The sequence below is a fragment of the Aeromonas sp. FDAARGOS 1415 genome, from assembly GCF_019048365.1.
Classification (GTDB): domain Bacteria; phylum Pseudomonadota; class Gammaproteobacteria; order Enterobacterales; family Aeromonadaceae; genus Aeromonas; species Aeromonas taiwanensis.
Map to the genome: position 1 here is coordinate 3,902,332 of NZ_CP077363.1, position 25,390 is coordinate 3,927,721.

28 protein-coding genes are annotated in these 25,390 nt (G+C 61.2%); 10 read left to right on the forward strand and 18 right to left on the reverse strand.

Annotated features, from left to right (window positions below; all coding sequences use genetic code 11):
• Nucleotides 1-105: 105 nt before the first annotated feature.
• The 8 genes from fdx to trmJ all read right to left on the reverse strand — a co-directional run bounded on the left by fdx (nucleotide 106) and on the right by trmJ (nucleotide 6,392).
• Nucleotides 106-444: an ISC system 2Fe-2S type ferredoxin gene (gene fdx / locus I6L45_RS18150; protein WP_043759889.1), complete on the reverse strand. Its 339-nt coding sequence runs from the start codon at nucleotides 442-444 to the stop codon at nucleotides 106-108.
• Nucleotide 445: 1 nt separating this feature from the next.
• Complete coding sequence (gene hscA, locus I6L45_RS18155) at nucleotides 446-2,296, reverse strand: Fe-S protein assembly chaperone HscA (protein WP_216982853.1); 1,851 nt, start codon at nucleotides 2,294-2,296, stop codon at nucleotides 446-448.
• 28 nt (nucleotides 2,297-2,324) lie between these two features.
• Nucleotides 2,325-2,843: a co-chaperone HscB gene (gene hscB / locus I6L45_RS18160; protein ID WP_043759888.1), complete on the reverse strand. Its 519-nt coding sequence runs from the start codon at nucleotides 2,841-2,843 to the stop codon at nucleotides 2,325-2,327.
• A 172-nt stretch (nucleotides 2,844-3,015) separates the two neighbouring features.
• Nucleotides 3,016-3,339 carry an iron-sulfur cluster assembly protein IscA gene (iscA, locus tag I6L45_RS18165; protein WP_042076614.1) on the reverse strand — a complete coding sequence of 108 codons (324 nt, stop codon included), beginning with the start codon at nucleotides 3,337-3,339 and terminating at the stop codon, nucleotides 3,016-3,018.
• 15 nt (nucleotides 3,340-3,354) lie between these two features.
• Nucleotides 3,355-3,738 (reverse strand): Fe-S cluster assembly scaffold IscU, encoded by a 384-nt coding sequence (gene iscU / locus I6L45_RS18170; protein ID WP_010675059.1) that lies wholly within the window; start codon nucleotides 3,736-3,738, stop codon nucleotides 3,355-3,357.
• Nucleotides 3,739-3,792: 54 nt separating this feature from the next.
• The gene (locus tag I6L45_RS18175; RefSeq protein ID WP_043759886.1) at nucleotides 3,793-5,007 is read right to left on the reverse strand and encodes an IscS subfamily cysteine desulfurase; all 1,215 of its coding nucleotides are present in this window, start codon (nucleotides 5,005-5,007) and stop codon (nucleotides 3,793-3,795) included.
• 52 nt (nucleotides 5,008-5,059) lie between these two features.
• Nucleotides 5,060-5,563 carry a Fe-S cluster assembly transcriptional regulator IscR gene (gene iscR / locus I6L45_RS18180; protein WP_025327241.1) on the reverse strand — a complete coding sequence of 168 codons (504 nt, stop codon included), beginning with the start codon at nucleotides 5,561-5,563 and terminating at the stop codon, nucleotides 5,060-5,062.
• A 94-nt stretch (nucleotides 5,564-5,657) separates the two neighbouring features.
• Complete coding sequence (trmJ, locus tag I6L45_RS18185) at nucleotides 5,658-6,392, reverse strand: tRNA (cytosine(32)/uridine(32)-2'-O)-methyltransferase TrmJ (protein WP_216982854.1); 735 nt, start codon at nucleotides 6,390-6,392, stop codon at nucleotides 5,658-5,660.
• Nucleotides 6,393-6,572: 180 nt separating this feature from the next.
• Here trmJ and I6L45_RS18190 point away from each other — a divergent pair, with 180 nt between their 5' ends.
• Nucleotides 6,573-6,989, forward strand: a complete 417-nt coding sequence (locus tag I6L45_RS18190; protein WP_043759882.1) for a hypothetical protein — start codon at nucleotides 6,573-6,575, stop codon at nucleotides 6,987-6,989.
• Here the strand turns inward: I6L45_RS18190 and I6L45_RS18195 are convergent.
• On the reverse strand, nucleotides 6,954-7,481 hold the full coding sequence (locus I6L45_RS18195; RefSeq protein ID WP_134695005.1) for an SCP2 domain-containing protein: 528 nt from the start codon (nucleotides 7,479-7,481) through the stop codon (nucleotides 6,954-6,956). The two genes, I6L45_RS18190 and I6L45_RS18195, sit on opposite strands and share 36 nt — an antisense overlap.
• Before the next feature lie 190 nt (nucleotides 7,482-7,671).
• Between I6L45_RS18195 and I6L45_RS18200 the strand changes: the two genes are divergently transcribed.
• Together I6L45_RS18200 and I6L45_RS18205 are read left to right on the forward strand one after the other, a co-directional pair.
• Nucleotides 7,672-8,667: a peptidase U32 family protein gene (locus tag I6L45_RS18200; protein ID WP_043759880.1), complete on the forward strand. Its 996-nt coding sequence runs from the start codon at nucleotides 7,672-7,674 to the stop codon at nucleotides 8,665-8,667.
• Nucleotides 8,668-8,727: 60 nt separating this feature from the next.
• Nucleotides 8,728-9,600, forward strand: a complete 873-nt coding sequence (locus I6L45_RS18205) for a U32 family peptidase (RefSeq protein ID WP_216982855.1) — start codon at nucleotides 8,728-8,730, stop codon at nucleotides 9,598-9,600.
• Nucleotides 9,601-9,729: 129 nt separating this feature from the next.
• On the opposite strand, the gene nlpI is transcribed toward I6L45_RS18205, so the two are convergent.
• The 7 genes from nlpI to queA form a co-directional block, all read right to left on the reverse strand.
• Nucleotides 9,730-10,662 carry a lipoprotein NlpI gene (gene nlpI, locus I6L45_RS18210; RefSeq protein WP_280634145.1) on the reverse strand — a complete coding sequence of 311 codons (933 nt, stop codon included), beginning with the start codon at nucleotides 10,660-10,662 and terminating at the stop codon, nucleotides 9,730-9,732.
• Between the two features lie 90 nt (nucleotides 10,663-10,752).
• Nucleotides 10,753-11,121 carry a rhodanese-like domain-containing protein gene (locus tag I6L45_RS18215; RefSeq protein WP_216982856.1) on the reverse strand — a complete coding sequence of 123 codons (369 nt, stop codon included), beginning with the start codon at nucleotides 11,119-11,121 and terminating at the stop codon, nucleotides 10,753-10,755.
• 101 nt (nucleotides 11,122-11,222) lie between these two features.
• Nucleotides 11,223-12,170, reverse strand: a complete 948-nt coding sequence (gene secF / locus I6L45_RS18220) for a protein translocase subunit SecF (RefSeq protein WP_043759873.1) — start codon at nucleotides 12,168-12,170, stop codon at nucleotides 11,223-11,225.
• Nucleotides 12,171-12,179: 9 nt separating this feature from the next.
• A complete protein-coding gene (gene secD, locus I6L45_RS18225; protein ID WP_134695003.1) occupies nucleotides 12,180-14,033 on the reverse strand; it encodes a protein translocase subunit SecD in 1,854 nt (617 codons plus the stop codon).
• Between the two features lie 18 nt (nucleotides 14,034-14,051).
• Entirely contained in the window at nucleotides 14,052-14,387 is a 336-nt protein-coding gene (yajC, locus tag I6L45_RS18230) for a preprotein translocase subunit YajC (RefSeq protein WP_010675070.1), read from the reverse strand.
• A gap of 50 nt (nucleotides 14,388-14,437) precedes the next feature.
• Complete coding sequence (gene tgt, locus I6L45_RS18235; RefSeq protein WP_043759869.1) at nucleotides 14,438-15,574, reverse strand: tRNA guanosine(34) transglycosylase Tgt; 1,137 nt, start codon at nucleotides 15,572-15,574, stop codon at nucleotides 14,438-14,440.
• 117 nt (nucleotides 15,575-15,691) lie between these two features.
• The gene (gene queA / locus I6L45_RS18240; protein ID WP_216982857.1) at nucleotides 15,692-16,759 is read right to left on the reverse strand and encodes a tRNA preQ1(34) S-adenosylmethionine ribosyltransferase-isomerase QueA; all 1,068 of its coding nucleotides are present in this window, start codon (nucleotides 16,757-16,759) and stop codon (nucleotides 15,692-15,694) included.
• A gap of 211 nt (nucleotides 16,760-16,970) precedes the next feature.
• Here queA and I6L45_RS18245 point away from each other — a divergent pair, with 211 nt between their 5' ends.
• From I6L45_RS18245 to ahpF, 3 genes are all read left to right on the forward strand, one after another.
• A complete protein-coding gene (locus I6L45_RS18245) occupies nucleotides 16,971-17,417 on the forward strand; it encodes a CBS domain-containing protein (RefSeq protein ID WP_216982858.1) in 447 nt (148 codons plus the stop codon).
• Between the two features lie 618 nt (nucleotides 17,418-18,035).
• Nucleotides 18,036-18,602 carry an alkyl hydroperoxide reductase subunit C gene (gene ahpC / locus I6L45_RS18250; RefSeq protein ID WP_043759863.1) on the forward strand — a complete coding sequence of 189 codons (567 nt, stop codon included), beginning with the start codon at nucleotides 18,036-18,038 and terminating at the stop codon, nucleotides 18,600-18,602.
• 142 nt (nucleotides 18,603-18,744) lie between these two features.
• On the forward strand, nucleotides 18,745-20,331 hold the full coding sequence (gene ahpF / locus I6L45_RS18255) for an alkyl hydroperoxide reductase subunit F (RefSeq protein ID WP_216982859.1): 1,587 nt from the start codon (nucleotides 18,745-18,747) through the stop codon (nucleotides 20,329-20,331).
• Nucleotides 20,332-20,398: 67 nt separating this feature from the next.
• Here ahpF and I6L45_RS18260 read toward each other — a convergent pair whose 3' ends face one another.
• Nucleotides 20,399-21,709, reverse strand: coding sequence for an MFS transporter (locus tag I6L45_RS18260; protein WP_216982860.1), 1,311 nt, complete (start codon nucleotides 21,707-21,709; stop codon nucleotides 20,399-20,401).
• A gap of 110 nt (nucleotides 21,710-21,819) precedes the next feature.
• Between I6L45_RS18260 and I6L45_RS18265 the strand changes: the two genes are divergently transcribed.
• Entirely contained in the window at nucleotides 21,820-22,065 is a 246-nt protein-coding gene (locus I6L45_RS18265) for a hypothetical protein (RefSeq protein WP_210549963.1), read from the forward strand.
• Between the two features lie 106 nt (nucleotides 22,066-22,171).
• Here the strand turns inward: I6L45_RS18265 and I6L45_RS18270 are convergent, their stop codons facing one another.
• Nucleotides 22,172-22,921 (reverse strand): class I SAM-dependent methyltransferase, encoded by a 750-nt coding sequence (locus I6L45_RS18270; RefSeq protein WP_216982861.1) that lies wholly within the window; start codon nucleotides 22,919-22,921, stop codon nucleotides 22,172-22,174.
• A 428-nt stretch (nucleotides 22,922-23,349) separates the two neighbouring features.
• Between I6L45_RS18270 and I6L45_RS18275 the strand changes: the two genes are divergently transcribed.
• The 3 genes from I6L45_RS18275 (at nucleotide 23,350) to I6L45_RS18285 (ending at nucleotide 25,382) form a co-directional block, all read left to right on the forward strand.
• The gene (locus I6L45_RS18275) at nucleotides 23,350-23,562 is read left to right on the forward strand and encodes a hypothetical protein (protein ID WP_210549961.1); all 213 of its coding nucleotides are present in this window, start codon (nucleotides 23,350-23,352) and stop codon (nucleotides 23,560-23,562) included.
• 47 nt (nucleotides 23,563-23,609) lie between these two features.
• A complete protein-coding gene (locus I6L45_RS18280) occupies nucleotides 23,610-24,098 on the forward strand; it encodes a VOC family protein (protein ID WP_216982862.1) in 489 nt (162 codons plus the stop codon).
• A 130-nt stretch (nucleotides 24,099-24,228) separates the two neighbouring features.
• Nucleotides 24,229-25,382 (forward strand): IS3 family transposase gene (locus I6L45_RS18285; RefSeq protein WP_216982260.1). Its coding sequence is split into 2 segments (ribosomal slippage): nucleotides 24,229-24,466 and nucleotides 24,466-25,382, totalling 1,155 coding nucleotides; the frame shifts between segments, so codons are not numbered across the junction.
• The last annotated feature ends 8 nt before the right edge of the window (nucleotides 25,383-25,390 follow it).

Genomic DNA, 25,390 nt, shown 5'->3' on the forward strand with positions numbered 1-25,390 from the left:
GGGCACAAAAAAGGCCGCACCCTCAAGGGTCACGGCCTTCACCATATCATTACTGCACCGCGTGATGCTGCACACTCAATTCACTCATGTGTAATTAAGCGGCCATCAGTGGCGTTCGGACGCCAGGTTCAGGGTGTACTTGGGCAGTTCCACCACCAGATCCTCGTCCGCTAGCCTGGCCTGGCAGCTTAGGCGGGATTCCGGCTCCAGCCCCCACGCCTTGTCCAGCATGTCGTCTTCCAGCTCGTCGCTGGGCTCCAGGGAGTCGAACCCTTCCCGCACGATGCAGTGGCAGGTGGTGCAGGCGCAGGACTTCTCGCAGGCGTGCTCGACTTCGATGCCGTTGCGCAGCGCGATGTCCAGTATGGTCTCACCGCTCACGCCTTCGAGGGCCGCGCCCTCCGGACAGAGTTCGGGGTGAGGCAGAATGATCACTTTTGGCATATTACACCTTGTTGACGTTTTGGCCGGTCAGCACCTTGCGAATGGAAGCATCCATGCGACGGGCCGCAAACTCGCCACTGGCAGCATCCGCCGCCTCGATGGCATCTTTGATTTGATTCGTGGTACCAGTGTGGCGCATGACCAGCAGATGCTGGATGGCCTCATCAATGTGCGCGCGTTCGGCAGGGCTCAACAGCGCCTCGCCATCGGCGGCCAGGGCGGCATTGAGGCTCTCGACCACGCGATCCGCCTCGACCTGCTGCTCCGCCAGCATGCGGGCGTCCATGTCCTGCTGGGCATTGGCGATGGAGGCGCTCAGCATGCTGAGAATGTCCTCTTCCGCCAGCCCGTAGGAGGGCTTGACCTGGATTTCGGCCTGCACGCCGGAGGATTTCTCCATGGCGCTGACCGACAGCAGACCGTCCGCGTCCACCTGGAAGGTGACGCGAATGTGGGCCGCCCCCGCCGCCATGGGCGGAATGCCCGTCAGGGTGAAGCGGGCCAGGGAACGGCAATCCGCCACCAGCTCGCGCTCCCCCTGCACCACATGGATCGCCATCGCGGTCTGACCATCCTTGAAGGTGGTGAACTCCTGGGCACGGGCCACCGGTATGGTGGTGTTGCGCGGGATCACCTTCTCGGCGAGGCCTCCCATGGTCTCAAGACCCAGAGAGAGCGGGATCACGTCCAGCAGCAACATCTCGGCGTCGGGCTTGTTGCCCACCAGGATATCAGCCTGGATGGCGGCACCGATGGCCACCACCTTGTCGGGGTCGATGCTGGTGAGCGGCGGGCGCTGGAAGAACTCCCCCACCAGCTCGCGCACCAGAGGCACCCGGGTCGAGCCGCCGACCATCACCACTTCCAGCACCTCCTCCTGCTCGAGACCCGCATCGCGCAGGGCGCGGCGGCATGCCAGCAGGGTACGCTTGACCAGGGGGGTGATGAGCGCGTCAAACTCGCTGCGGGTGACCGTACCCTGCCAGCCGGCAAAGGCGCAAGGGACGCTGTCGGCATCCGTCAGGCCGTGTTTGACGCTGGCGGCCACGTCCAGCAGTTCGCGCTGGGTACGGGCGTCGAGCTGACCGGACAACCCGGCTTGCTCTTTGAGCCAGTCCGCCAGCAGGTGGTCGAAATCGTCGCCACCCAGGGCCGAATCGCCGCCGGTGGCCATCACTTCAAAGACGCCGCGATGCAGGCGCAAAATGGAGATATCGAAGGTGCCACCGCCGAGATCATAGACGGCGATCACCCCTTCCTGACCGGAGTCAAGACCATAGGCGATGGCCGCCGCAGTGGGCTCGTTCAGCAGGCGCAGCACGTGCAGACCGGCCAGCCTGGCAGCATCCTTGGTGCCCTGACGCTGGGCATCGTCGAAATAGGCGGGCACCGTGATGACCACGCCGTCGAGATCTCCCCCGAGGGAGGCGGTGCCGCGCTCTGCCAGGGTCTTCAGGATCTCGGCGGAGACCTGAACCGGGTTGACCAGTCCCTGACGGGTCTGAAGCTGGGGCATGCCGTTGTCGGCAGCCACGAACTCATAGGGTTGCTGGCGGGTATCGATGTCGGCCAGCGCCTTGCCCATCATCCGTTTGACCGAGACGATGGTGTTGTGGGGATCGAGGGCCGCCTCACGTTTGGCGTCAACCCCGACCCGCACCTGGCCATCGGTCTGATAGTGCACCACGGAGGGCAGCAGGAAACGCCCCTGCTCGTCGCAGAGGGTATCGGCCTGGCCGCTGCGCACGGCGGCGACCAGGGAGTTGGTGGTGCCGAGATCGATGCCGACGGCCCGTTTATGCTGGTGAGGCGCGGCGCTCTGGCCTGGCTCGGCGATTTGCAGTAATGCCATGGGTAATCACAATTCCTGCGTTAGGGGATCAAGACTCGAACAGCGAGTCTTCGAATCGTTCCAGCTCCTCGAGGAGCTTGTCGACAAACTTGAGCTTGCGGACGCAATCCGCTGCGGTCAGATCCTCACCCGACGTGAGGGCCTGGGTCAGCCGTTGCATCAGAGACTGGTGATCATGCCTGATTTCTCGGCGAAAATCTTGGACGGCCCCCTCAGGATCCGCATCTCCTTTGAGATCGGCCAGACGCTCGCGCCACTCCAGCTGTTGCATCAGGAAGGCAGGATCTTGCAGCGTCTGCTGTTCGCCACGGATATCGGTACCGCGCAGGGAGAGCAGATACTCGGCTCGGCGCAGGGGCGCCTTGAGGGTAGTAAAGGCATCGTTGATCTGGGCAGCACGCTGCACCGCAGCCAGCTGCTCCCGCTCGGGGGCGGTGGCAAAACGATCGGGGTGAAAACGGGCTTGCAACTGACGATAGGTGTCAGCCAACTGGCGAGTATCGAGCTCGAAGCCCTCTGCCAGCCCGAACAGCTCGAAATGATTCATCGTACGTCCTCAGACAATACCGCGGGTACCGCCATCACACTCGTCTTGAACATGGAAGCAGTGGCATGGGGGCCATACCACTGTGTTGATGAGCAAGGCGTCAGACACGAAAGCACTGGCCTTTGACGCTGGCGAGGCTGTTGAGCCGACGATTTCTCGTCAGCTCAATCACCTAGACGCTGAAGCTTTCGCCACAACCGCATTCGCCCTTGGCATTGGGGTTGTTGAACTGGAAACCCTCGTTGAGGCCTTCCTTCACGAAGTCCAGCTCGGTGCCATCCAGGTGGATCAGGCTCTTGGCATCGACGATGATCTTGACGCCTTTTTGCTCGAACACCTGATCCTCGGCGGCCAGCTCATCCACGAACTCGAGCACGTAGGCAAGGCCCGAACAGCCGGTCGTCTTGACACCGAGGCGCAGGCCGATGCCCTTGCCCCGGTTGGTCATGAAGGAGGAAACCCGCGCCGCTGCGGCATCTGTCATGGTTATGGCCATACTGCTCTCCGGACCTTAAAGACCTTTCTTCTGCTTGTAATCGGCGATGGCGGCCTTGATGGCATCCTCCGCCAGGATGGAGCAGTGGATCTTCACCGGCGGCAGCGCCAGCTCTTCGGCGATGTCGGTGTTCTTGATGCCGGCCGCTTCGTCCAGGGTCTTGCCCTTGACCCACTCGGTCACCAGGGAGCTGGAGGCGATGGCAGAACCACAACCGTAGGTCTTGAACTTGGCGTCTTCGATGATGCCGTCATCGCTGATCTTCAGTTGCAGCTTCATGACATCGCCGCAGGCCGGTGCACCGACCATGCCGGTGGCGACGCTGGGGTCGTTTTTGTCAAAACCACCGACGTTGCGGGGATTCTCGTAGTGGTCGATTACTTTTTCACTGTAAGCCATATCTAACTCCTGCTAATTCCGTTGTTCACCAAACACTTGCACTTGTGGCAAGGATCAGTGATGTGCCCATTCGACCGTGTTCAGATCGACGCCGTCCTTGAACATCTCCCACAGGGGGGACATCTCGCGCAGACGACCGATGGAGTCGCAGATGAGCTTGATTGCGTAGTCGATCTCCTCTTCCGTGGTGAAGCGACCGATGCTGAAACGGATAGAGCTGTGTGCCAACTCGTCGTTCAGGCCCAGGGCGCGCAGCACGTAGGAGGGTTCCAGGCTGGCAGAGGTACAGGCCGAGCCGGAGGAGACAGCCAGATCCTTCAGCGCCATGATGAGGGATTCCCCTTCCACATAGGCGAAGCTGACGTTCAGGTTACCCGGGACACGGTGGTCCAGATCCCCGTTGATATAGACTTCTTCGATGTTCTTGATGCCGTCCCACAGACGTTGACGCAGGGCCATGATGTGCTGGCTCTCGCTCGCCATCTCTTCCTTGGCGATGCGGAAGGCTTCACCCATGCCGACGATCTGGTGGGTTGCCAGGGTGCCGGAACGCATGCCGCGCTCGTGACCGCCACCGTGCATCTGGGCTTCCAGACGTACTCGCGGCTTGCGGCGCACGTACAGGGCTCCGATCCCCTTGGGACCGTATACCTTGTGGGCAGACATGGAGAGCAGGTCAACCTTCAGGGCTTCCACGTCAACCGGGATCTTGCCCACGCTCTGGACCGCGTCCACGTGCAGCAGGATCTTGCGGGAGCGGCACAGTTCGCCGATGGCGGCGATGTCTTGAACCACGCCGATCTCGTTGTTGACGTGCATGATGCTCACCAGGATGGTGTCATCGCGCAGTGCGCCTTCGATCTGCTCCAGAGTGAACAGGCCGTTGGGCATGGGCTCGAGATAGGTCACCTCGTAGCCTTCACGTTCCAGCTGACGGCAGGTATCCAGAACGGCCTTGTGCTCGGTCTTGGAGGTGATGATGTGCTTGCCCTTGCCGGCGTAGAAATGGGCGATGCCCTTGATGGCCAGGTTGTTGGACTCGGTCGCACCGGAGGTGAAGACGATCTCGCGCGGGTCGGCACCGATCAGCTCTGCCACTTGATTACGGGCCAGATCGACCGCCTCTTCGGCCTGCCAGCCGAAACGGTGGGAACGGGAGGCAGGATTGCCAAACAGGCCGTCCATGGTGAGGCACTGCATCATTTTTTCTGCGACACGCGGGTCCACCGGACAGGTTGCCGAATAATCAAGGTAAATAGGCAGTTTCATCTTTTTCTCCGTTACGACGGGGTCACACTGCGACTCGTCGTGGAAAGCACGTTTATAGTTGGACTTTCAAGCTCACATCACCGCGTTCTGCCCGGTCAACCAGGGACAACACGGTCTTCATTTGTTCATCTTGCTTGCCGGCTATGCGGCGCACATCGGCCTGGCCGACCAGCTCCGCCAGGGTGATATCACCGAGGAAGCTCGAGATTCGCTCGCTCAGGTCGCGCCACAGGGAGTGGGTCAAACACTGGGTACCGCCGTGGCAGCCCCCCTTGCCGAGGCACTTGGTCGCATCGACCGATTCATCGACCGCGGTGATCACCTGACCTACCGAAATCTCGCCAGGGGCCAGACCGAGGCGATAGCCGCCGCCCGGGCCACGTACGCTGCTCACCAGGCCATGCTTGCGCAGACGGGCAAACAGCTGTTCCAGATAGGACAAGGAGATGCCCTGGCGTTCTGAAATATCAGCGAGGGGAACGGGCCCCTGCTCTGCATGCAACGCCACGTCGAGCATGGCTGTCACTGCGTAACGTCCTTTTGAGGTCAGTCTCATATGCCTTACCGTCTTGCGAACCAATCAATATAAGGCACATGGTCACATACCCGACTAAATCAGTCAAGTATATGGTTGAGTAAATCAGTCGGGATTAATCCTGCGGCCGGGATTTCTGAACCGAGGTGAGGATGCCGCGCAGGATATTCAGCTCCACCGCCTCCGGTCGAGCCCGATTGAACAGGCGACGCAGCTTGCTCATCACGTGACCAGGGTGATCGTCGGCAATGAATCCCGTCTTTTGCAGCGTCTGCTCCAGATGCAGATAGAACCCCTCCAGTTGCTGCGCGCTGGGATAGGCCACCGGCTCCGCACCCGGTTCTGAGGCCGGCTGTTCCTGCAGCGCCAGCCAGCGCATCCGTATCTCATAGCAGAGGGTCTGCACCGCCATGGCCAGATTGAGCGAGCTATAGTCGGGGTTGGCCGGAATGGCCACATGGTAGTGGCACTTCTGCAGCTCGTCGTTGGTGAGGCCGGTGCGTTCCCGGCCAAAGACCAGGGCGACCGGATGCTGACCCCCTTCCTGCACAAGCTGATGGCCCGCCTCTCGGGGATCCAGCATGGGCCAGCTCAGGGTACGGGAGCGGGCACTGGTACCGATGACCAGGCCACAATCGGCGATAGCCTCATCCAGCGTCGGCACGATGCGGGCACTGGCGAGGACATCGCTGGCACCGGCCGCCAGGGCGACCGCCTCTTCGTCCGGCAAGGCTTGCGGATCGACCAGCACCAACTGGGTTAACCCCATGGTCTTCATGGCCCGCGCCGCAGACCCCATGTTGCCGGTGTGGGAGGTGTTTACCAAGACGATACGAATCTGATCCAGCATGCCCAGTCAATCTTCAGTCAAAAATGGCGCGCAATTGTAACATAACCAATCGCTATTTTGGCACCGCTTCTGACCTCGCATTTCAGAACTAACGTGATCCTTCGTATAACCAACCGGCCTGAGGAGAGGTGCGCCCTCAGACTAGCTTTAAAGGATGAGCCGCCGTCACGGAGCCCGTCCATGCTTCCTCTCTGGATCTACGAGCAACTGCCGCAGCTGTATCTGTTCATGGCCGCCGCCCTGTGGCTCTTCGCCCACTCTCCCCTGATCTGGCTCGCGGCCGCCCTGCTGTTTGTGGTGGGGACCCTCATCTGGATGATGCGTTCCAACTACCGGCGTACCGATCTCGTGATCTTCCCGGCCAAGCGCTGGCTGCAACCTGAATGGTTCTATGAGGCCCTGCCGTTTCTGTGGCTGGCGCTGGGGCTGATGCTGCTGCGCCTGCCTGAGACCACGCCGCTGCTGGCGCTGCTCCCCTGTTTGTGGGGCTGTCGATGCCTGTGGGCCCGGCGTCTGCACCGCCACCATGCCAGGGGGTTGGCCAAGCAACTGAGGCGCAGCTCAACCCACAGACGCGGGAGCCGGCTCCTGCGCTGAGGGCGCGTTGGCGCGGACGCGTTCGATCAGCGTGGCCAGATCCATCAGGGGATACTTCATCAGGGCGGGCAGACCGTCGAGATCCAGGCTGTCCATCAGGTTTTTCACCTCCAGACCCAGCTCCGTCTTCCCTTCTATCTTCAATCTGCGCTGGAAGAAGAGGGAATCCGGATCTTCACGGCGCCCGGCGATCAGGATGAGATCCTGGCTGCTGCCGCTGAAGCAGACATCGGGCTGTTCGCACTGACGGGCTACCACCAGCTTCCCGTCACGTTCGCTGATAAACCAGCAGAGCCCGAGATCCGTGACCTCGACCTTCAGCCATTTTCCCGCCAGAAATGCAAAATCCCCCTCGTCGATGGCCTCCCCGAATACCTTTGCCAGGAGGGCCTCCATCAGGTTCTGTTGCAAGGCGAAGGGCACCAGCTTGAGGGGGTGGCGCAAGAGACGAGGAGCCTGTTCGACCAGGCGGTGTTGCAGTTGTTGAAGCACGATAAACTCCCAGTTTTTTGCGCATTCAAGCACAGGCCCTTCATCCAGATCCTGTTGAAAATCAAACTTGTGCCCACTTACCTCGAGAAGGGTAAAGCCACCTAAAGCTGCCTCAGGTCAAAAAGTGGGGGCGCGAGCATGCATACAATCGGGCCACTTTTTTACATTTTGCCCTCTCGGAGCGTACCCGATGGAATTACTCTGCCCGGCAGGCAGCCTGCCGGCACTGAAGACGGCCGTGGACAACGGAGCCGACGCCGTCTATATCGGCTTCAAGGATGACACCAACGCCCGCCATTTCGCCGGCCTCAACTTCACCGACAGCAAGCTGGATAAAGCGGTCGACTACGTGCACCAGCACGGCCGCAAGTTGCACATCGCCATCAACACCTTCGCCCACCCTGGCTCCGATGCCCGCTGGAAGCAGGCGGTCGACAAGGGGGTGGCGCTCGGGGCCGATGCCCTGATCATCGCCGATCTCGCCGTGCTCGATTACGCCAGTCGCCGCCACCCCGACATGGAACTTCACGTGTCGGTACAGGCCAGCGCCACCAACGCCGCCGCCATCCGCTTCTACCAGCAGCACTTCAACGTCGGCCGTGTGGTACTGCCGCGGGTGCTCTCCATGCACCAGGTGAAACAGCTGGCCCGCGAGACCGACGTCGGCCTAGAGGTGTTCGCCTTCGGCAGCCTCTGCATCATGGCGGAAGGGCGCTGCTACCTCTCGTCCTACATGACCGGCGAGAGCCCCAATACCGTGGGGGCCTGCTCACCCGCCAAGTTCGTGCGCTGGGAGGAAACCCCACTCGGCCTCGAGTCGCGGCTCAACGAGGTGCTGATCGATCGCTACGGCCGGGGTGAAAACGCCGGCTACCCGACCCTGTGCAAGGGGCGCTTCGAGGTGGACGGCCAGACCTACCATGCCCTGGAGGAGCCGACCAGCCTCAACACCCTGGGCCTGTTGCCCGAGTTGTGCCAGACCGGCATCCAGTCGGTGAAGATCGAAGGACGCCAGCGCAGTCCTGCCTATGTGGAGCAGGTGACCCGGGTCTGGCGCGCCGCCATCGATGCCTATCAAGCCAACCCCGAAGCCTATCAGGTCAAGGCCGAGTGGGACGCCCAGCTCGCCCGCGTCTCCGAGGGAAGCCAGACCACCCTCGGTGCCTATCATCGCCAGTGGCAGTAAGGAGTCCCCGATGCCCTTCTCTTTTCTCCTCTTCACTTGCGGCAACAAGGAGCGCCACTGATGCAATTCTCTCTCGGGCCCCTGCTCTTCTACTGGCCCAAGGCCGATACCCAGGCCTTCTATGAGGCGGCAGCCCAAAGCCAGGCCGACATCATCTATCTGGGGGAGACGGTGTGCAGCAAGCGCCGTGAACTCAAAGTGGATGACTGGATTGCCCTGGCCCGCCAGGTGGCCGGCTCCGGCAAGCAGGCCGTGCTCTCCACCCTGGCCCTGATCTCGGCGCCGTCGGAGCTCAAGGAGGTCAAGCGGCTGGTCGACAACGGCGATCTCCTGATCGAGGCCAACGATCTGGGCACGGTTCAACTTGCCCGCGAGGGCGGCCTCCCCTTTGTCTGCGGCCCCGCCATCAACGCCTACAACGCCGACGTGCTGCGCATGCTGCTCAGAAGCGGGATGCAACGCTGGGTGATGCCGGTGGAGCTGTCCCGCGACTGGCTGGTGCAGCTTGTCCAGGATCTGGGCAAGGAGCGCCAGCAGTTCGAGGTGGAGGTCTTCGCCTATGGTCATCTGCCCCTCGCCTACTCGGCGCGCTGCTTCACCGCCCGCTCCCTGGACAAGCCCAAGGACAGCTGTGAGCTCGCCTGCATCCACTACCCCACCGGACGGCTGGCCAACAGCCGCGAGGGGCAGAAGGTGTTCAACCTCAACGGCATCCAGACCCAGTCCGGCTACTGCTACAACCTGGGCAACGAGCTTGCGGGCATGGCAGGACTGGTGGACGTGGTGCGTCTCTCTCCCCAGGGACTGGACACCCTGGACATGCTGGCACGCTTCAAGGCCAATGCGCAGGGGCAGGCCCCCCTTCCTCTGCAACAGGAGCGGGACTGCAACGGCTACTGGCGCCAGATCCCGGGCATGAGCCTGGTGGAATAACGAAGAGATGCGCACAGCAGGGCGACCATCATGGTCCCCTGCCCCAGGCCCGAGCCGGGCAGCAATCCCATATCGCAGACAGCAAAAAGGCCTCGCAATGAGGCCTTTTTCACAGGGGCGACAGGCGCATCACGCCTTGCCGTTCTTGCCCTGGGCACCTGGCGGAAGGGGTTTGCGCGCCATCAGCTCCAGCTCCAGCAGGGAGTAGCGATGCTCGATGAAGTCATAGACGTTGTTCGCCAGCGCCAGCTTGAAGTAGCTGATGGCCTCCTTGCGGTTGCCCTTGGCCAGCTCGAACTTGCCGAGATAGAAGTAGGTTTCGCACAGGCGCTCGGCGAGCTCCCGGTTGTCCTTCACCCCTTTCACCACGTTGGTCATCAGCTGGGTGGCATTGATCTCGCCGGTGTAGAGGCGAACCAGATCCCAGTTCCAGGCATCGTCATCATACTTGTTGAGCCGCTCGCGCATCCGGCTCATGGCCGCCGGCCCGTTGAGCTTCTGCTCGGCCAGGTAGAGCCAGAGCACCCGGTAAGGGTCTTCCGGTTGCGCCTCGTAGAAGCGCTTCATATCGGCCGTGGCGAGCTCGGGACGGTTGCCGTAATAGAGGGCAATCCCCCGATTGAGATAGGCATAGTCGTAATCCGGGGCCAGCTCCAGGGCCGAATCGAAGGCCTCATAGGCCTCGTCATAGTTCTGCTGCTGAACCAGATAGACACCGATGAAGTTGTAAGCCTCGGCAAAGTCGGGCTTCTCCCGCAGAGCGCGGTTGAAGTCGAGCCGTGCGAGGGAGCGCAAGCCAACCCGGTCAAACACCACGGCACGCTCGTAGAAGAGTTCTGCCCGCTGTTCGGTCGTCAATTCCATTTCACTGAGCATCTGCCCGAGTCGCGCCAGCGCCAACTCGCTCTGGTAGGAGACCTGCAAAGGGGTCGCCAATACCAGTGAAGCGGGTTGCGGCTTGGGAACTTGAGGCGTTTGTACCTGACTGCTACTGCTGCATCCCCACATGGGGAGCAACAACAGGATACCCGTGAGGTATCCAATCCCTATCCTGACGTTCAATGAACACTCCGACGCTTACGCTTGACCCCGCATATGGTAAAGATCACGGGGCCGTTTGTCATGTGGCGCAACCCCTATCCCTCAAATAAATCAGGATTCGACAGGGTATCCGGCCTCACTCCAACCACGAAAGCCTCCATCGACACTGACGACGTGGGAATACCCCATCTTCTGCAGGTTGTCCGCCACCAGGATGGAGCGAAATCCGCCACCACAATAGAGGTAGAGCTCGGTCGTCGGATCGGGATAGCGGGTCTCGATGTCCCGCTCTATCACCCCACGCCCCAGGTAGGTGGCGCCTGGCAGATGGCCCTTGGCCCATTCGCTCTCCTCGCGCACGTCGACCAGGTGAAAATCCCGGCCTCCATCCTGCCAGCGCTTGATCTGGTGAACGTCGGTTTCCTGCACCTGCGGACGAATGGCCTCGACCAGGGCCAGAAAACGGGGGTTATGTTGCATTGGCTTGCTCCTTGCGTTGGGTAATCGGAGATGGGTGTGTGGGAAGCATCATGACTCACCCAGCCCACAAGAGAAAGGGCGCCTTGCGGCGCCCTTGTCTGTTACGGCAGGATCTCTTGTTGATCCGCTCCCTCTTTTTCCACCTGGGTCGGCAGCATGTGCTCCCGCTTGACCCCGAGGAACATGGCAGAGGCACTCGCCACATAGATGGAGGAGTAGGTCCCGAAGGCCACCCCGATCACCATGGCGATGGCAAAGCCGTGGATGAGCGGCCCGCCCTTGAGCAGCAGCGCCACCACCACCACGAAGGTCAACCCCGAGGTGATGATGGTCCGGCTCAGGGTCTCGGTCATGGAGAGATCCATGATCTCCGCGGTATCCCCACGGCGCACCTTGCGGAAGTTCTCCCGCACGCGGTCGAACACGACGATGGTGTCGTTCAGGGAGTACCCCACCAGCGTCATCAGCGCCGCCAGCACGGTCAGATCGAACTCGTACTGGAAGTAGGCAAAGATGCCGAGGGTGATGATCACATCGTGAGCCAGGGAGAGGATACCCCCGGTGGCCAGACGCCACTCGAAGCGCACCGCCACGTAGATCAGGATACAGAGGATGGAGGCCAGCATGGCCAGGGCACCGTCTGTCGCCAGCTCGTCACCCACGGAGGGGCCGACGAACTCGACGCGCTTGAGCACGGCACTCTCGTCGATCAGCTTGGCTGCCGCCAGCACTTCGTTGCCCTGCTGTTCCACCTTGACCCCCTCTTTCGGGGTCATGCGCACCAGCACGTCACGGCTGGAGCCGAAGAACTGCAGGGTTGCCCCTTCAATCTTCTGCTGATCCAGCGCCTCGTGCATCTTGTCCAGGCTCACCGACTGCTCGAACCCCACCTCGATGGTGGTGCCACCGGTGAAGTCCAACCCCCAGTTCAGGCCGCGGTCGTACAGAACGTAGAGAGCGAACACCGTCACCAGCGCGGAGAGGACCATCCCCAGCTTGGCGAAGCGCATGAAGGGGATGGGCTTTTCAAAATGTAGAATTTGAAACATGTCTCTTCCTTAGATCGGCAGCTTGTCGATGCGCCGTCCGCCCCAGGCCAGGTTGATGATGGCGCGGGATACCGTAATGGCGGTAAACATGGAGGCGGTCAGACCGATCCCGAGGGTCAGGGCGAAGCCCTTGATGGCACCGGTGCCGATACCGAACAGGATCACGCAGGTGATGAGCGAGGTGACGTTCGAGTCGGCGATGGTGGAGAAGGCACGATCAAAGCCCATGTGAATGGCTTGCTGCACTCCGCGGCCGTTGCGGATCTCTTCACGAATACGCTCGTAGATCAGCACGTTCGCATCCACCGCCATGCCGAGCGTCAGCACGATACCGGCGATGCCCGGCAGGGTCATGGTGGCCCCGGGGATCATCGACATGATGCCGACGATGAGCACCAGGTTCATGGTCAGCGCCAGGTTTGCCACCCAGCCGAAGGCTCGGTAGTAGATCCCCATGAACAGCACGATCACCAGCATGGCCCAGCCGATGGCTTCCATCCCGCTGTCGATGTTCTGCTGACCCAGGCTCGGGCCTATGGTGCGCTCTTCGACGATCTGGATGGGGGCAATCAGGGCACCGGCACGCAGCAGAAGCGCCAGGTTGTGGGCTTCGTTGGCGTTGTCGATCCCGGTGATGCGGAACTGGCTACCCAGACGAGACTGGATAGTCGCGACGTTGATCACCTCTTCCTGCTTGCGGAACTTGCGCTTGCCATCCGGACCAGGCTGTCCCACCGGCTTGTACTCGATGAAGACGGTGGCCATGCCCTTGCCAACGTTGTCCTTGGTGAAGTTGGCCATCTTGTTGCCACCCTGGCCATCGAGCTTGATGTTGACCTGGGGACGGCTGTACTCATCGAAGCCGGACTGGGCACCCACAATGTGGTCACCGGTCAGGATCACGCGCTTGTGCAGCACCACGGGACGACCGTTGCGATCGTTGTAGACCTTGGAGCTCGGCGGCACCCGGCCACTGGCGGCGGCCTGGATGTCGGCGGCCTCATCGACCATGTGGAACTCCAGGGTCGCGGTGGCCCCCAGGATCTCCTTGGCACGGGCGGTGTCCTGGATCCCCGGCAGCTCGACGACGATGCGCTCGGCGCCCTGCTGCTGGACCAGCGGCTCGGCCACCCCCAGCTCGTTCACCCGGTTGCGGATGATGGTGATGTTCTGCTCGAGGGCGTACTTCTTCACCTCCTTGATCTTGGCTTCGCTCAAGGCGGCCAGCAGGATGAAGTCATCCCCCTTTTGCTCGCCTGTGAAGGTGAGATCCGGGTTCTGACGGCGCAGATAGGAGATCGCCTTGGCCTGATCAGCCTCGTCACGGAACACCACCTGCACCTGATCGCCGACCCGGCGCACGCCGGAGTAACGGATCTTCTGGGTGCGCAGCTCGGAGCGGAAGTCCTGGACCATCTGCTCCTGCTGCTTGGTCAGCGCCTCGGCCATGTCCACTTCCATCAGGAAGTGCACGCCGCCGCGCAGGTCAAGACCGAGTTTCAGGGGCGCCGCGCCGATGGCTTCGAGCCAGGCGGGGGTGGACGGTGCCAGGTTGAGGGCGGTGATGAAGTTGTCGCCCAGCTTGTTGGCAACGATGTCACGGGCCTTGAGCTGGTCTTCGGTGTTATTGAAACGGATCAGGATGAAGCCGTGCTCGAACGCCGCATGCTTGACCGGGATCCCGGTTGCCTCCAGCGTCTCTTTCACCTGATCGAGGGTTTCTAGTTTGACTTCGGCACCGCGGCTGGCAGAGACCTGCAGAGCCGGGTCTTCGCCGTAAAGATTGGGGGCTGCATATAGAAAACCGATGGCGATCACCACGATCACCATCAGGTATTTCCACAGCGGATAGCGATTTAACACGCTGTGCTCCTCGGGAGATTAGAGGGACTGGATAGAACCCTTGGGCAGAACGGCAGAGACGAAGTCACGCTTGATGGTGACCTGGGTCTGATCGTTCAGGGCCAGCACAATGTAGTCGCTATCGGCGGAGACCTTGGCGATCTTGCCGACCAGGCCACCGGAAGTGAGCACTTCGTCGCCCTTGGAGAGGGAGCTCATCAGATTGCGATGCTCCTTGGCACGCTTGGCCTGGGGACGGTAGATCATGAAATAGAAGATGAGACCGAACACGGCCAGCATGATGATCATTTCCATGCCACCACCCTGTGCTGCCGGAGCCGCGCCTTCTGCATACGCCTTGGAGATAATGCTCATTTAACAACCTCTTATTGATGTAGATTTGAAAACTAACTTATATATCGTTGTTATTTCACGTCATTTTCAGCCAGTGGAGGCACAGGCTTCCCTTGCCGACGGTAAAACTCAGTTACAAAGTCGTCTAATTTACCCTGCTCGATCGCGTCCCGCAAACCCTGCATCACGCGCTGGTAATAACGCAGGTTGTGGATGGTATTCAGACGGGCACCCAGGATCTCGTTGCACTTGTCCAGATGGTACAGATAGCTGCGGGTGTAGTTCTTGCAGGTGTAGCAGTCACAATCCGCATCCAGGGTGCTGGTGTCTTCCCGGTACTTGGCGTTGCGGATCTTGACCACGCCGTCCGTGGTGAACAGGTGGCCGTTGCGGGCGTTGCGGGTCGGCATCACGCAGTCGAACATGTCGATACCGCGGCGCACCCCTTCCACCAGATCTTCCGGCTTGCCCACCCCCATCAGGTAGCGCGGCTTGTCCGCCGGAATGCGCGGGCAGACGTGCTCGAGGATGCGGTGCATGTCTTCCTTGGGCTCCCCCACGGCGAGACCACCGACCGCATAGCCGTCGAAGCCGATCTCCAGCAAGCCGTCCAGGGAGACATCCCGCAGCGGCTCATAGACGGAGCCCTGGATGATACCGAACAGGGCGTTCTTGTTGCCCAGGGCATCGAACTTGTCCCGGGAGCGCTTGGCCCAGCGCAGGGACATCTCCATGGACTTGCGCGCCTCTTCATAAGTGGCCGGGTACGGGGTGCACTCGTCGAAGATCATCACGATGTCGGAGCCCAGATCGTACTGGATCTCCATGGACTTCTCGGGGTCGAGGAAGATCTTCTCGCCGTTGATGGGATGGCGGAAGTGCACCCCCTCCTCGGTGATCTTGCGGATGTGACCCAGGCTGAACACTTGGAAACCGCCGGAGTCGGTCAGGATGGGCCCCTGCCAGTTCATGAAGTCGTGCAGATCGCCGTGGGCGCGCATCACTTCCTGACCCGGGCGCAGCCAGAGGTGGAAGGTGTTGCCGAGCAGGATCTGGGCGCCGGTGTCGCGCACCTCTTCCGGGGTCATCCCCTTGACGGTACCGTAAGTGCCGACCGGCATGAAGGCCGGGGTCTGCACTGTGCCGCGCTCGAATACCAGCTGGCCGCGACGGGCACGGCCATCGGTGGTTTTCAGTTCAAATTTCATTGCTACCTCTATCAGTCAGAGAAACAGTCTGACAACGGAGGGCCCGATGGGCCCGGAAAAAAGAAGCCGGCCGGGATACTGACAAGCAGTCCCTGAACGGCTTCTGAAGGGCGAGGTTTAAGCCTGCGCCCGGCGACGGGTGACGAACATGGCGTCCCCGTAGCTGAAGAAACGGTACTGCCCGGTCACGGCGGCCTGATAGGCGGTCATCACATTGTCGTAGCCGGCGAAGGCGCTGACCAGCATGATCAGGGTGGATTCGGGCAGGTGGAAGTTGGTGATCATCGCATCGACCACCTGGAACTCGTAGCCCGGGAAGATGAAGATGTCGGTGTCGCTGAAGAAAGGCGCCAGCGGCTTGCCCTGGGCCAGGGTCACCTTGGCCGCGCTCTCGAGCGATCGCACCGAGGTGGTCCCGACCGCGACGACACGACCGCCACGGGCTCGTGTTGCCGCGATGGCATCCACCACCTCCTGCGGGACCTCGGCATATTCCGAGTGCATGTGGTGATCTTCAATCTTGTCGACGCGCACCGGCTGGAAGGTGCCCGCCCCTACGTGCAGGGTGACGAAGGCCGTCGCTATCCCCTTGGCGCGGATCCGTTCAAGCAGCGGCTCGTCGAAGTGCAGGCCGGCGGTCGGCGCCGCCACGGCACCAGGCTTCTGGTTGTAGACGGTCTGGTAGCGCTCCTTGTCGGCGTCCTCGTCGGGGCGGTCGATATAGGGCGGCAGCGGCATGTGGCCGATGGCCTCCAGGATCTCCAGCACCGGGCGCGGGTCCAGGAAGTGGATCTCGAACAGGGCGTCGTGACGAGCCCGCATCTCGGCCTCGACGGGCACGCCGTCGGCACCGGCATCCAGGATCAGGCGGGTGCCTGGCTTGGGGGACTTGGACGAGCGGACGTGCGCCAGCACGCTGTGCTCGTCCAGAATGCGCTCCACCAGCACCTCCAGCTTGCCGCCGCTGGCCTTCTGGCCAAACATGCGCGCGGGGATGACCCGGGTATTATTGAACACCAGCAGATCGCCGGGGTTGAGCTGGTCAAGCACATCCACAAAGTGACCGTGGCGCAGGGCGCCGGTTTGACCGTCGAGCTGCAGCAGGCGGCTGGCGGTCCGCTCCGCCATCGGGTAGCGGGCAATCAGCTCGTCTGGCAGATCAAAATGAAAATCGGATACTTGCATCTTTCACCTCGGGGGAATCGGCGGCTAGTCTAGTTATCCCCCTCTTGCAAGGCAACCCAAAAGACTAAAAACCCAAGGCAGACAAGGGATAGCGGGCAATTCTGTGAGAGACCCCCCGTTAAAAAACCTTTACTCTTTTGTATTGACCCTGATCATGTTCTGCCCGCCGGGGCTGGGCTAGGGTGAAAGCAGATACACAAGGAGGCCCACCATGATGACCCTATCCGAGATCATGACTGAACATCCCTTCACCCTGGGTCCGGAGAACAGCGTCAAGCAGGCAATGGAGCTGATGCAGCAGGAGCGGATCCGCCACATCCCTATCGTCGACGAGCACCACCACCTGCTGGGCCTGGTCACCCTTTCCGACATCCTGGCCACCCGCGAGTCCAAGCTGCTGCTGATCAACCCGGAGCGGGAGGCGGAATTCACCGACAGTGTCCAGCTCGACGAGATCATGACCCGCCAGGTGGCGAGCGTGGATCCCCATGCGGGCATCAAGGAGGCGGCACTCTATCTGCAGCGCCACAAATATGGCTGCCTGCCGGTGCTCAAGGGGCGCAAGCTGATCGGCATCGTCACCGAGTCGGATTTCATCGCGGTGGCCATCAACCTGCTGGAGCTGATGGAAGAACAGGACCCCCCCACCGACTTTTGATCACAAAAAACTGTAATAAAATTACAATAAAAGCGTTTTCAGTCTATTTAAACGGCTATAATGCTGAAACACTTTCAGTTTGACTGAAAAATTACACCACAAACTTGCAATGTGATCTTCATCACACTAAGATGCCCGTCATGCAATGGTTGCCGAAGAGGAGATGAGGATTGTGCACCCGACTTCTTCTCTTCATATATCCGCAAGTTTGCACACCCCGTAGTTAGTCTTTGCTGTAAAGCATTTATATCGCCATTCCTTGTTTGATGACCCGGCCCTGTCATTGCGACCGCGCCGGGATTTTTTTGTCCGCGTTTTTCCTCTCCCGCCACCCCTTCCCCACCCCGCCACATAAAACAAGATCCCACCCGGGCCTTGAAAATGTGACACGGAGGACAGAAATTGAACTTCGACAATGAGTTATCTCTGCAGGCCTGAGATATTCATGTCAGGTACAGTTGCGATGGGTTATCTAATAAATAGATTTATGTGATTCAAAATTGTGGCTTTGACCGATTAGAAAAAGCCACTATGATGCCTCCATCGAAAGTTAAGCGCCTCGTCTGGCACAAGACTCAACACCAGACAGGCATATGTACATCACCAAGGAGCAAATACATGTCTACCTACATCAACACTGAAATCAAGCCGTTCAACGCTACCGCCTACCACGAAGGCAAATTCGTTCAGGTGTCCGACGCTGACCTGAAAGGCAAGTGGTCCGTGGTGTTCTTCTACCCGGCTGACTTCACCTTCGTTTGCCCGACCGAGCTGGGCGACCTGGCAGACAACTACGCTTCCTTCAAGAAGCTGGGCGTCGAGATCTACGCCGTCTCCACCGACACCCACTTCACCCACAAGGCCTGGCACGACACTTCTGACACCATCAAGAAGATCCAGTACCCGATGATCGGTGACCCCACCGGCACCATCACCCGCAACTTCGGCGTGATGATCGAAGAAGCTGGCCTGGCTGACCGCGGTACCTTCGTTATCGACCCGAACGGCGTCATCCAGATCGTTGAAATCAACGCTGGCGGCATCGGTCGTGACGCTCTGGAGCTGCTGCGCAAGGTCAAGGCTGCCCAGTACGTTGCCGCTCACCCGGGTGAAGTCTGCCCGGCCAAGTGGAAAGAAGGCGAAGCCACTCTGGCCCCGTCCCTGGATCTGGTAGGCAAAATCTAAGCCTCCCCGCTCTAAAGACCGGCCCGTTTCAGGGCCGGTCTGTTTTCCGGCCTGGCTCAAGGGCGACGGCCTGCTTTTCGGCCCAGCCTTTACTGTATTCAGTCATATCGCCGACCCGCATTCAGCAAGAAGGAATTCGACCATGTTAGATACCAACCTCAAACAACAGCTCAACGGTTACTTGCAGTACATCGTCAATCCCATCGAGATCAGCGTGTCCGGCAACGACAGCGACAAATCCGCCGAACTCCTGGCATTGGCCACCGAGATCGCCGAGATGTCCCCCAAGATTACCCAGACCTCTGGCACTGCCGCCCGCAAGCCTTCCATGAGCATCGCGTCCCAGGGCCAAGCCCCGCGCGTGCACTTTGCCGGCATCCCCATGGGTCATGAATTCACCTCCCTGGTGCTCGCCCTGCTGCAAAGCGGCGGCCACCCCTCCAAGGCCGATCCGGCCGTGCTGGAGCAGATCAGGAATCTGAAGGGTGAGTTCCACTTCGAGACTTATATCTCCCTCTCCTGCCACAACTGCCCGGACGTGGTACAGGCCCTGAACCTGATGGCGACCCTGAACCCGAACATCACGCACGTGATGATCGACGGCGCCCTGTTCCAGGACGAGGTCAACGAGCGCCAGATCATGGCAGTCCCGAACGTCTATATGAACGGTCAGCCGTTCAGCCAGGGCCGCATCTCCCTGGAAGAGATCCTGGCCAAGGTCGACAGCGGCGCCGCCGAGCGCAAGGCCGCTGAGCTGAGCGAAAAAGCTCCCTACGACGTGCTGGTCGTGGGCGGTGGCCCGGCCGGCGCCGCTGCCGCCATCTATGCCGCCCGCAAAGGCATCCGCACCGCCATCGTCGCCGAGCGTTTCGGTGGCCAGGTGATGGACACCGTCGGCATCGAGAACTTCATCTCCGTGCCCTACACCGAGGGCCCCAAGCTGGCCGCCAGCCTGGAGCAGCACGTCAAGCAGTACGGCGTGGAAGTGATCACCGAGCAGCGTGCCGCCGCCATCAGCAAGGATGGCTACGTGAACGTGGATCTCGCCTCCGGCGCCACCCTGAAGAGCCGCGCCGTCATCCTGGCGACCGGTGCCCGCTGGCGCGACCTGAACGTGCCGGGTGAGCTCGAGTACCGCACCAAAGGCGTGGCTTATTGCCCCCACTGCGACGGTCCCTTCTTCAAGGGCAAGCGCGTGGCGGTGATCGGTGGCGGTAACTCCGGCATCGAAGCGGCCATCGACCTGGCCGGCATCGTCGAACACGTCACCGTGGTGGAGTTTGCCGATACCCTGCGTGCCGACGAGGTGCTGCAGAAGAAGGCCCGCTCCATGGGCAACATCGACATCATCATGAGCGCCCGTACCACAGAAGTGATCGGGGACGGCAGCAAGGTGGTGGGCATGGACTACGAAGATCGCACCACCGGGAAAATCAAGCACCTGGCGGTGGCTGGCATCTTCGTCCAGATCGGTCTGGTGCCGAACACCGAGTTCCTGAAAGGGAGCGAGATTGCCCTGACCCGCTTTGGCGAGATCGAGATCGACACCAAGGGTGCCACCTCATTGCCCGGCGTCTACGCCGCAGGGGACGCCACCACGGTGCCGTTCAAACAGATCATCATCTCCATGGGGGCTGGTGCTACCGCTGCCCTGGGTGCGTTCGATTACCTCATTCGCACCCCGGCTCCGGAGGCCCAGGCCACCCAGGCCGACACCGTGACTGCCTGATAATCCTCTTCAGGCCAACAAAAAACCGACTCCAGGGAGTCGGTTTTTTATGGGTGAATCACCAGGTTCAGCACTTGGCCTCTTCCGGTTCGCTCGCCTCTGGTTCAGGCGCTGCGGGCTCCGGCGTGGCATAGCTCGTGGGGACCGCCTCCCCGTCCAGATCCGTTCTGGGCTCAAGCTCCGCCGTCATGGGGGTATTGGGCGGCACCGGCATGAAGACCTGGTGCTCGGCCAGGGGGATGGGCGCCCGCTGCCTCCTGCGCCACTCCAGATAGGCGGACAGCAGCAACCCGCACAGCGCGAAGTAGACGAACAACCCTTGCGGCCCGAACCACCCCATGACGAAGGGGGCCAGCAAGGGGCCTATCATGGCTCCCAGGCTGTAGGCGAGCAGCAGCCCCTGATTGGCCCCCAGCACCTGATCCGGATCCAGCTCGTCGCAGGCGTGGCTGAGGCTCAAGGGATAGATGGAGAACGCCATGCCCCCCAGCAGGAACACCAGGCTCCCCTCGACGGGGCCGCGCCAGGCATCCGGCAGCAACACCATCAGGATCGCGAGCAGGGTCAGCACGGCGCAGAGCAGCAGGATCACCCCCCGCCTGTCGTAGCGATCCGACATCCGGCCGATGGGGTATTGCAGGCACATGCCCCCCAGGATCACCAGCGCCATCATGTCCGCCACCCGGGCGAGAGAGGCGCCGCTGTCGGCGAAATAGAGCGGCAACAGGCCATAGATGGCCCCCAGCACCAGACCGGAGGTAAAGCTGCTCGCCATCCCCGCAGGGGTCAGCCGCACCAGCTCCCGCACCCCGACCGCCTGGGGGGCCACCATGGCAGGGGTCGCCACCCGGGAGAGGGCGAGCGGCACCACCGACAGGGTCGCCGCCATGGCGCACAGGGCGAAGGGGGTCAGCACCATGGGATCCACCCACTTCAGCAGCTGCTGGCCCAGAGCCAGGGAGCCGTAGAGCAGGATCATGTAAAGAGACATCAGACGCCCCCGGTTGGCCGGGGTGCTGGAGACCAGCATCCAGGACTCCAGCACCACAAACAGGCCGCCGGTGGCGAAGCCCCCCACCAGTCGCAGTACCGCCCAGGTGACAGGCTCGACCACCATGCCGTGCAGCAGGAACAGGAAACAGAGCAGGGAAGCATAGGCCGCATAGGCCCGGATGTGGCCAACCCGGATGATGAGGCGGGCGTTGACAAAGGCGCCCAGCACCAGCCCGCCGAAGTAGGCGGCCGACACCAGGCCGATGGCCTGGGCCGACACCTCCTCCGCCGACAGGCGCAGCGTCAGCAGGGTGTTGAACAGGCCGTGACCCAGAATGAATATCACCAGGCTGGTCAGGGGGGAGAACAATCGTCTGATCGTCATGGAACCTCCTCGTGGCGAAAGGATCATGGTAGCCCCGGCCTCCCGTCCACTTCAACCCGCCTGCCAGCCCGGGACTATGCTTAACGGGTTCCATCACGGAGATCGTCAAGATGAGACTCATGCTGTTGTTGACCGCCCTGCTCTTCTCCGGCGGCGTCCTCGCCTTCCACTGTCCCATGGACATGAAGAAGATCGATGATGCCCTGGCCGCCGGCCCGGCCCTCAGTGCCGAACAGCTGGCCGAGGTGAAGCAGTTGAGAGCGGACGGAGAGAACCTGCACAAGGCGGGCAAGCATCAGGAATCGGTCGATACCCTGGCCAAGGCCATGACCATCCTCGGCATCGATAAAGGCTAGCGTCACCGTCCCCTGCGACAGGCTGCTTCGCATCATCCCGATGCGAGAGCCAGCCACTTAACACAAGGCCCTCGCACCCGTGGCGAGGGCCTTGTCATCTCCGGCCTCATACCCGGCCGCTGTAGACCAGGGTGCTGTAGTTGAAGGCTATCTTGCCGTTCACCGCATGGCGCTCGAACTCGCGGCGGATGAGCGCCGTCATTTGATCGTGGGCCGGGGTGCCGACGACAGGCGCATAGGAGGAGGAGTTGAGCCGCCCCAGCACCCCGTCGAGATCGAACAGCTGGCTGTTCTCGAAGCGATCGAGCCGGTACTCCCCGGTGAAGAAGGCGCGAAAATCCGCCTCGCCGAGGTTGCGGTGATTGACCTCCTCGTAGTCTCCCGAATAGGCGTGCAGCCCCTCCTCGTAAGCCTTGAGAAAGTCGGTGTTCATCAGTCGATCGTTCCAGATGAGGGCAACCCGGCCACCGGGTCTGAGCAAGCGCTGGCACTCCTGCCGAAAGGCTGCGCGATCGAACCAGTGAAACGCCTGGGCCACCGTCACCAGAACCACCGAGCCCGTCGGCAGGCCGGTGGCCTCCGCACTGCCGTGCAGCCAGCCGATGTTGCCCGCGTCCGCCAGCATCCGCCTGGCCGCGCCCCGCATCTCGTCATTGGGCTCCACCGCCCACACCTTCTGTACCCGGGGGGCCAGCAGGGCCGTCAGGATGCCGGTGCCGGCCCCGATGTCGGCCACCTGGGTCTGGGGCCCCATGTCCAAGTCGCTTGCCAGAAAATCCAGCATGGCCGCCGGGTAGCCGGGGCGATATTTCACATAGGCCTCGACCCGGGTCGAGAATCGCTGGGTACTGTCCATCGCTCGCTCCTTGTGGTGGATCACGCGGATTTGCATGATGCCGTTCAGGCATCCTGCACCAATATCCAGCGTCGGGGCAACCGCATGAGGGCACTTGACTGCCACACAACAACAGACCTGGCCAGAGTCAGCACCCTCAGCATCGGCACGTGCCATGCACTGTGCCTTGGTGATACCCCCTTGAGCATGGGTTCATCGGGAACTGGCAGAGTGGTCGCGACAGCCAGACCGCAGAGCAGGGTATTCAAGCCTGGACAAGGCTTGAACCTGGCAGATCCCCCAGTGATAAGGCATTGGCCTGTGACGGAGTGAGACGGAAGGGAGCGACCCCCCTTCAAGCGTCCATGTTCACTCTGGCACTACACTCAACCCTGAACGGCCTCGCCGAGGGAGGCGCACACTGTTGACCACCAGGCCATGGGGGATCCATGTCGACATCCAGATACCTGCTGCCGCTTATCGCTGCCCTGTTGACCGGGTGCGGCGGCGAACTGGTCAGCACGGCGGCAACCACCGGAAAACTCCAGGCGGAACAGGCCAAACAGGCCAGAGCGCAGCTGGATCAATTCAAGCTGCAGCTCAGTGCCGCCGTACAGGCCACCGACACGGCGGCCGCATCGGCCGCCACTCCCTCCCCATAGCAGTATCTGGCCGGCAACGGCCCCGCTGTTTTCAACGGAGAAATAAAATGACGCAAGCAGCAAAGAACCGGATCTGCCTCTGGTTCGACGGGGATGCCGAAGCGGCGGCGCACTTCTACGCCAGCACTTTCCCCGACTCCGCCGTCGGTGCCGTACACCGGGCCCCGGCCGACTATCCCGCCGGCAAGAAAGGGGACGTGCTGACGGTCGAGTTCAGCGTGATGGGGATCCCCTGCCTCGGCCTCAACGGCGGGCCCGGGGTCAGCCACAACTGGGCCTTCTCGTTCCAGGTGGCCACCCAGGACCAGGCTGAAACGGATCGCTACTGGCACGCCATCATCGAGCACGGCGGTCAGGCGAGCGAGTGCGGCTGGTGCCAGGACAGGTGGGGCATCTCCTGGCAGATCACCCCCCTGGCCCTCACCGAGGCGATCACCGATCCCGACCCTGCCGCCGCGAGGCGCGCCTTCGAGGCCATGATGCAGATGGGCAAGATTGAAATTGCCCTCATCGAGGCGGCGCGCCGGGACGACTAGCCCGTTCGCGCGGGTGCCACAAACAACAAGGCCACCCCTGGGGGTGGCCTTGTGCGTATTGGCTGTCTGAATCGCCCCTACTTTCCTAGACACCCCAAGAGCCTCAAACTGAGGTCATTCAGGAGGTGTTATGAGCAAACAGCAACGTTACACGGAAGAATTCAAATTGGCCGCCGTCAAGCAAGTGACTGAGCGGAATTACCCAGTGGCAGAGGTTGCTGAGCGGCTTGGTGTTTCCAGCCATAGTCTTTACGCCTGGATCAGGCGCTACAGCCAACCCGACGTGCAGCAACAGCATGACTCCAGCCAGCAAGCCGAAATTAGGCGCCTCAAGGCTGAACTGCGCCGCGTCACCGATGAGCGAGATATCTTAAAAAAGGCCGCCGCGTACTTTGCCAAGCTGTCAGGGTAAGGTACGCCTTCATCCGGGAGCACGCGTCCACATATCCCATCCGCAGACTGTGTCGAATGATGAATGTCCACCCGAGCGGTTATTACGCCTGGCAGCTCCAGCCTTTATCTGCCCGAGCCCTGGAAGACCAACGCCTCCTGGGCCAGATCAAGCAATGTTGGCTAGAAAGCGGGGGCGTCTATGGTTATCGTAAGATCCGGGATGACCTGCGAGAGATGGGAGAGACCTGCGGGAAACACCGGGTGGCGCGATTAATGCGTCATGAGGGTTTACGTTCACAAACCGGTTATCGTCGCCGTCCCGGTCATTATGGTGGCCAGCCGGCAGTGGTTGCACCGAATCATCTTGAGCGCCAGTTCGATGTGACTGAGCCAAATAAGGTCTGGGTAACGGACATCACTTATATCCGAACCCATGAAGGCTGGCTCTATCTGGCCGCAGTATTGGATTTGTTTTCACGACAAGTCATTGGTTGGTCAATGAGGCCAAGGATCGACCGAGAGCTAGCCATCAGCGCGTTACTGATGGCGGTGTGGCGACGGCGACCTGAGCAGGAAGTGTTGGTTCATTCCGACCAAGGTAGCCAGTTTAGCAGCTATGACTGGCAGGATTTTTTGCGGGAGCACCGGCTCAAGGCCAGCATGAGCAGACGTGGTAACTGTCATGATAACGCGGTGGCGGAGAGTTTCTTCCAGCTCCTAAAACGCGAGCGGATCCGACGTAAAACCTATGCGGATCGCGAGGAGGCCCGGCGGGATGTGTTCGATTACATTGAAATGTTTTACAACCCCAAGCGTCGGCACAGTTTCAACAACGGGCTATCGCCAGTAGAGTGTGAAAAGCAATATTTCGAACGGCTCAAAAGTGTCTAGAGAAGCCG

What these genes read in the sequence shown, in the direction of transcription:
- I6L45_RS18265 (WP_210549963.1), top strand. Translation starts at nt 21,820, where the DNA reads ATGAGACTCATGCTGTTGTTGACCGCCCTGCTCTTCTCCGGCGGCGTC.
- trmJ (WP_216982854.1), bottom strand. Translation starts at nt 6,392, where the DNA reads ATGCTGGATCAGATTCGTATCGTCTTGGTAAACACCTCCCACACCGGC.
- tgt (WP_043759869.1), bottom strand. Translation starts at nt 15,574, where the DNA reads ATGAAATTTGAACTGAAAACCACCGATGGCCGTGCCCGTCGCGGCCAG.
- I6L45_RS18280 (WP_216982862.1), top strand. Translation starts at nt 23,610, where the DNA reads ATGACGCAAGCAGCAAAGAACCGGATCTGCCTCTGGTTCGACGGGGAT.
- I6L45_RS18245 (WP_216982858.1), top strand. Translation starts at nt 16,971, where the DNA reads ATGATGACCCTATCCGAGATCATGACTGAACATCCCTTCACCCTGGGT.
- hscB (WP_043759888.1), bottom strand. Translation starts at nt 2,843, where the DNA reads ATGAATCATTTCGAGCTGTTCGGGCTGGCAGAGGGCTTCGAGCTCGAT.
- iscR (WP_025327241.1), bottom strand. Translation starts at nt 5,563, where the DNA reads ATGAGACTGACCTCAAAAGGACGTTACGCAGTGACAGCCATGCTCGAC.
- secF (WP_043759873.1), bottom strand. Translation starts at nt 12,170, where the DNA reads ATGTTTCAAATTCTACATTTTGAAAAGCCCATCCCCTTCATGCGCTTC.
- iscA (WP_042076614.1), bottom strand. Translation starts at nt 3,339, where the DNA reads ATGGCCATAACCATGACAGATGCCGCAGCGGCGCGGGTTTCCTCCTTC.
- I6L45_RS18215 (WP_216982856.1), bottom strand. Translation starts at nt 11,121, where the DNA reads ATGCAACATAACCCCCGTTTTCTGGCCCTGGTCGAGGCCATTCGTCCG.
- ahpF (WP_216982859.1), top strand. Translation starts at nt 18,745, where the DNA reads ATGTTAGATACCAACCTCAAACAACAGCTCAACGGTTACTTGCAGTAC.
- fdx (WP_043759889.1), bottom strand. Translation starts at nt 444, where the DNA reads ATGCCAAAAGTGATCATTCTGCCTCACCCCGAACTCTGTCCGGAGGGC.
- I6L45_RS18175 (WP_043759886.1), bottom strand. Translation starts at nt 5,007, where the DNA reads ATGAAACTGCCTATTTACCTTGATTATTCGGCAACCTGTCCGGTGGAC.
- queA (WP_216982857.1), bottom strand. Translation starts at nt 16,759, where the DNA reads ATGCAAGTATCCGATTTTCATTTTGATCTGCCAGACGAGCTGATTGCC.
- ahpC (WP_043759863.1), top strand. Translation starts at nt 18,036, where the DNA reads ATGTCTACCTACATCAACACTGAAATCAAGCCGTTCAACGCTACCGCC.
- hscA (WP_216982853.1), bottom strand. Translation starts at nt 2,296, where the DNA reads ATGGCATTACTGCAAATCGCCGAGCCAGGCCAGAGCGCCGCGCCTCAC.
- yajC (WP_010675070.1), bottom strand. Translation starts at nt 14,387, where the DNA reads ATGAGCATTATCTCCAAGGCGTATGCAGAAGGCGCGGCTCCGGCAGCA.
- I6L45_RS18275 (WP_210549961.1), top strand. Translation starts at nt 23,350, where the DNA reads ATGTCGACATCCAGATACCTGCTGCCGCTTATCGCTGCCCTGTTGACC.
- I6L45_RS18270 (WP_216982861.1), bottom strand. Translation starts at nt 22,921, where the DNA reads ATGGACAGTACCCAGCGATTCTCGACCCGGGTCGAGGCCTATGTGAAA.
- I6L45_RS18200 (WP_043759880.1), top strand. Translation starts at nt 7,672, where the DNA reads ATGGAATTACTCTGCCCGGCAGGCAGCCTGCCGGCACTGAAGACGGCC.
- I6L45_RS18190 (WP_043759882.1), top strand. Translation starts at nt 6,573, where the DNA reads ATGCTTCCTCTCTGGATCTACGAGCAACTGCCGCAGCTGTATCTGTTC.
- iscU (WP_010675059.1), bottom strand. Translation starts at nt 3,738, where the DNA reads ATGGCTTACAGTGAAAAAGTAATCGACCACTACGAGAATCCCCGCAAC.
- I6L45_RS18205 (WP_216982855.1), top strand. Translation starts at nt 8,728, where the DNA reads ATGCAATTCTCTCTCGGGCCCCTGCTCTTCTACTGGCCCAAGGCCGAT.
- I6L45_RS18260 (WP_216982860.1), bottom strand. Translation starts at nt 21,709, where the DNA reads ATGACGATCAGACGATTGTTCTCCCCCCTGACCAGCCTGGTGATATTC.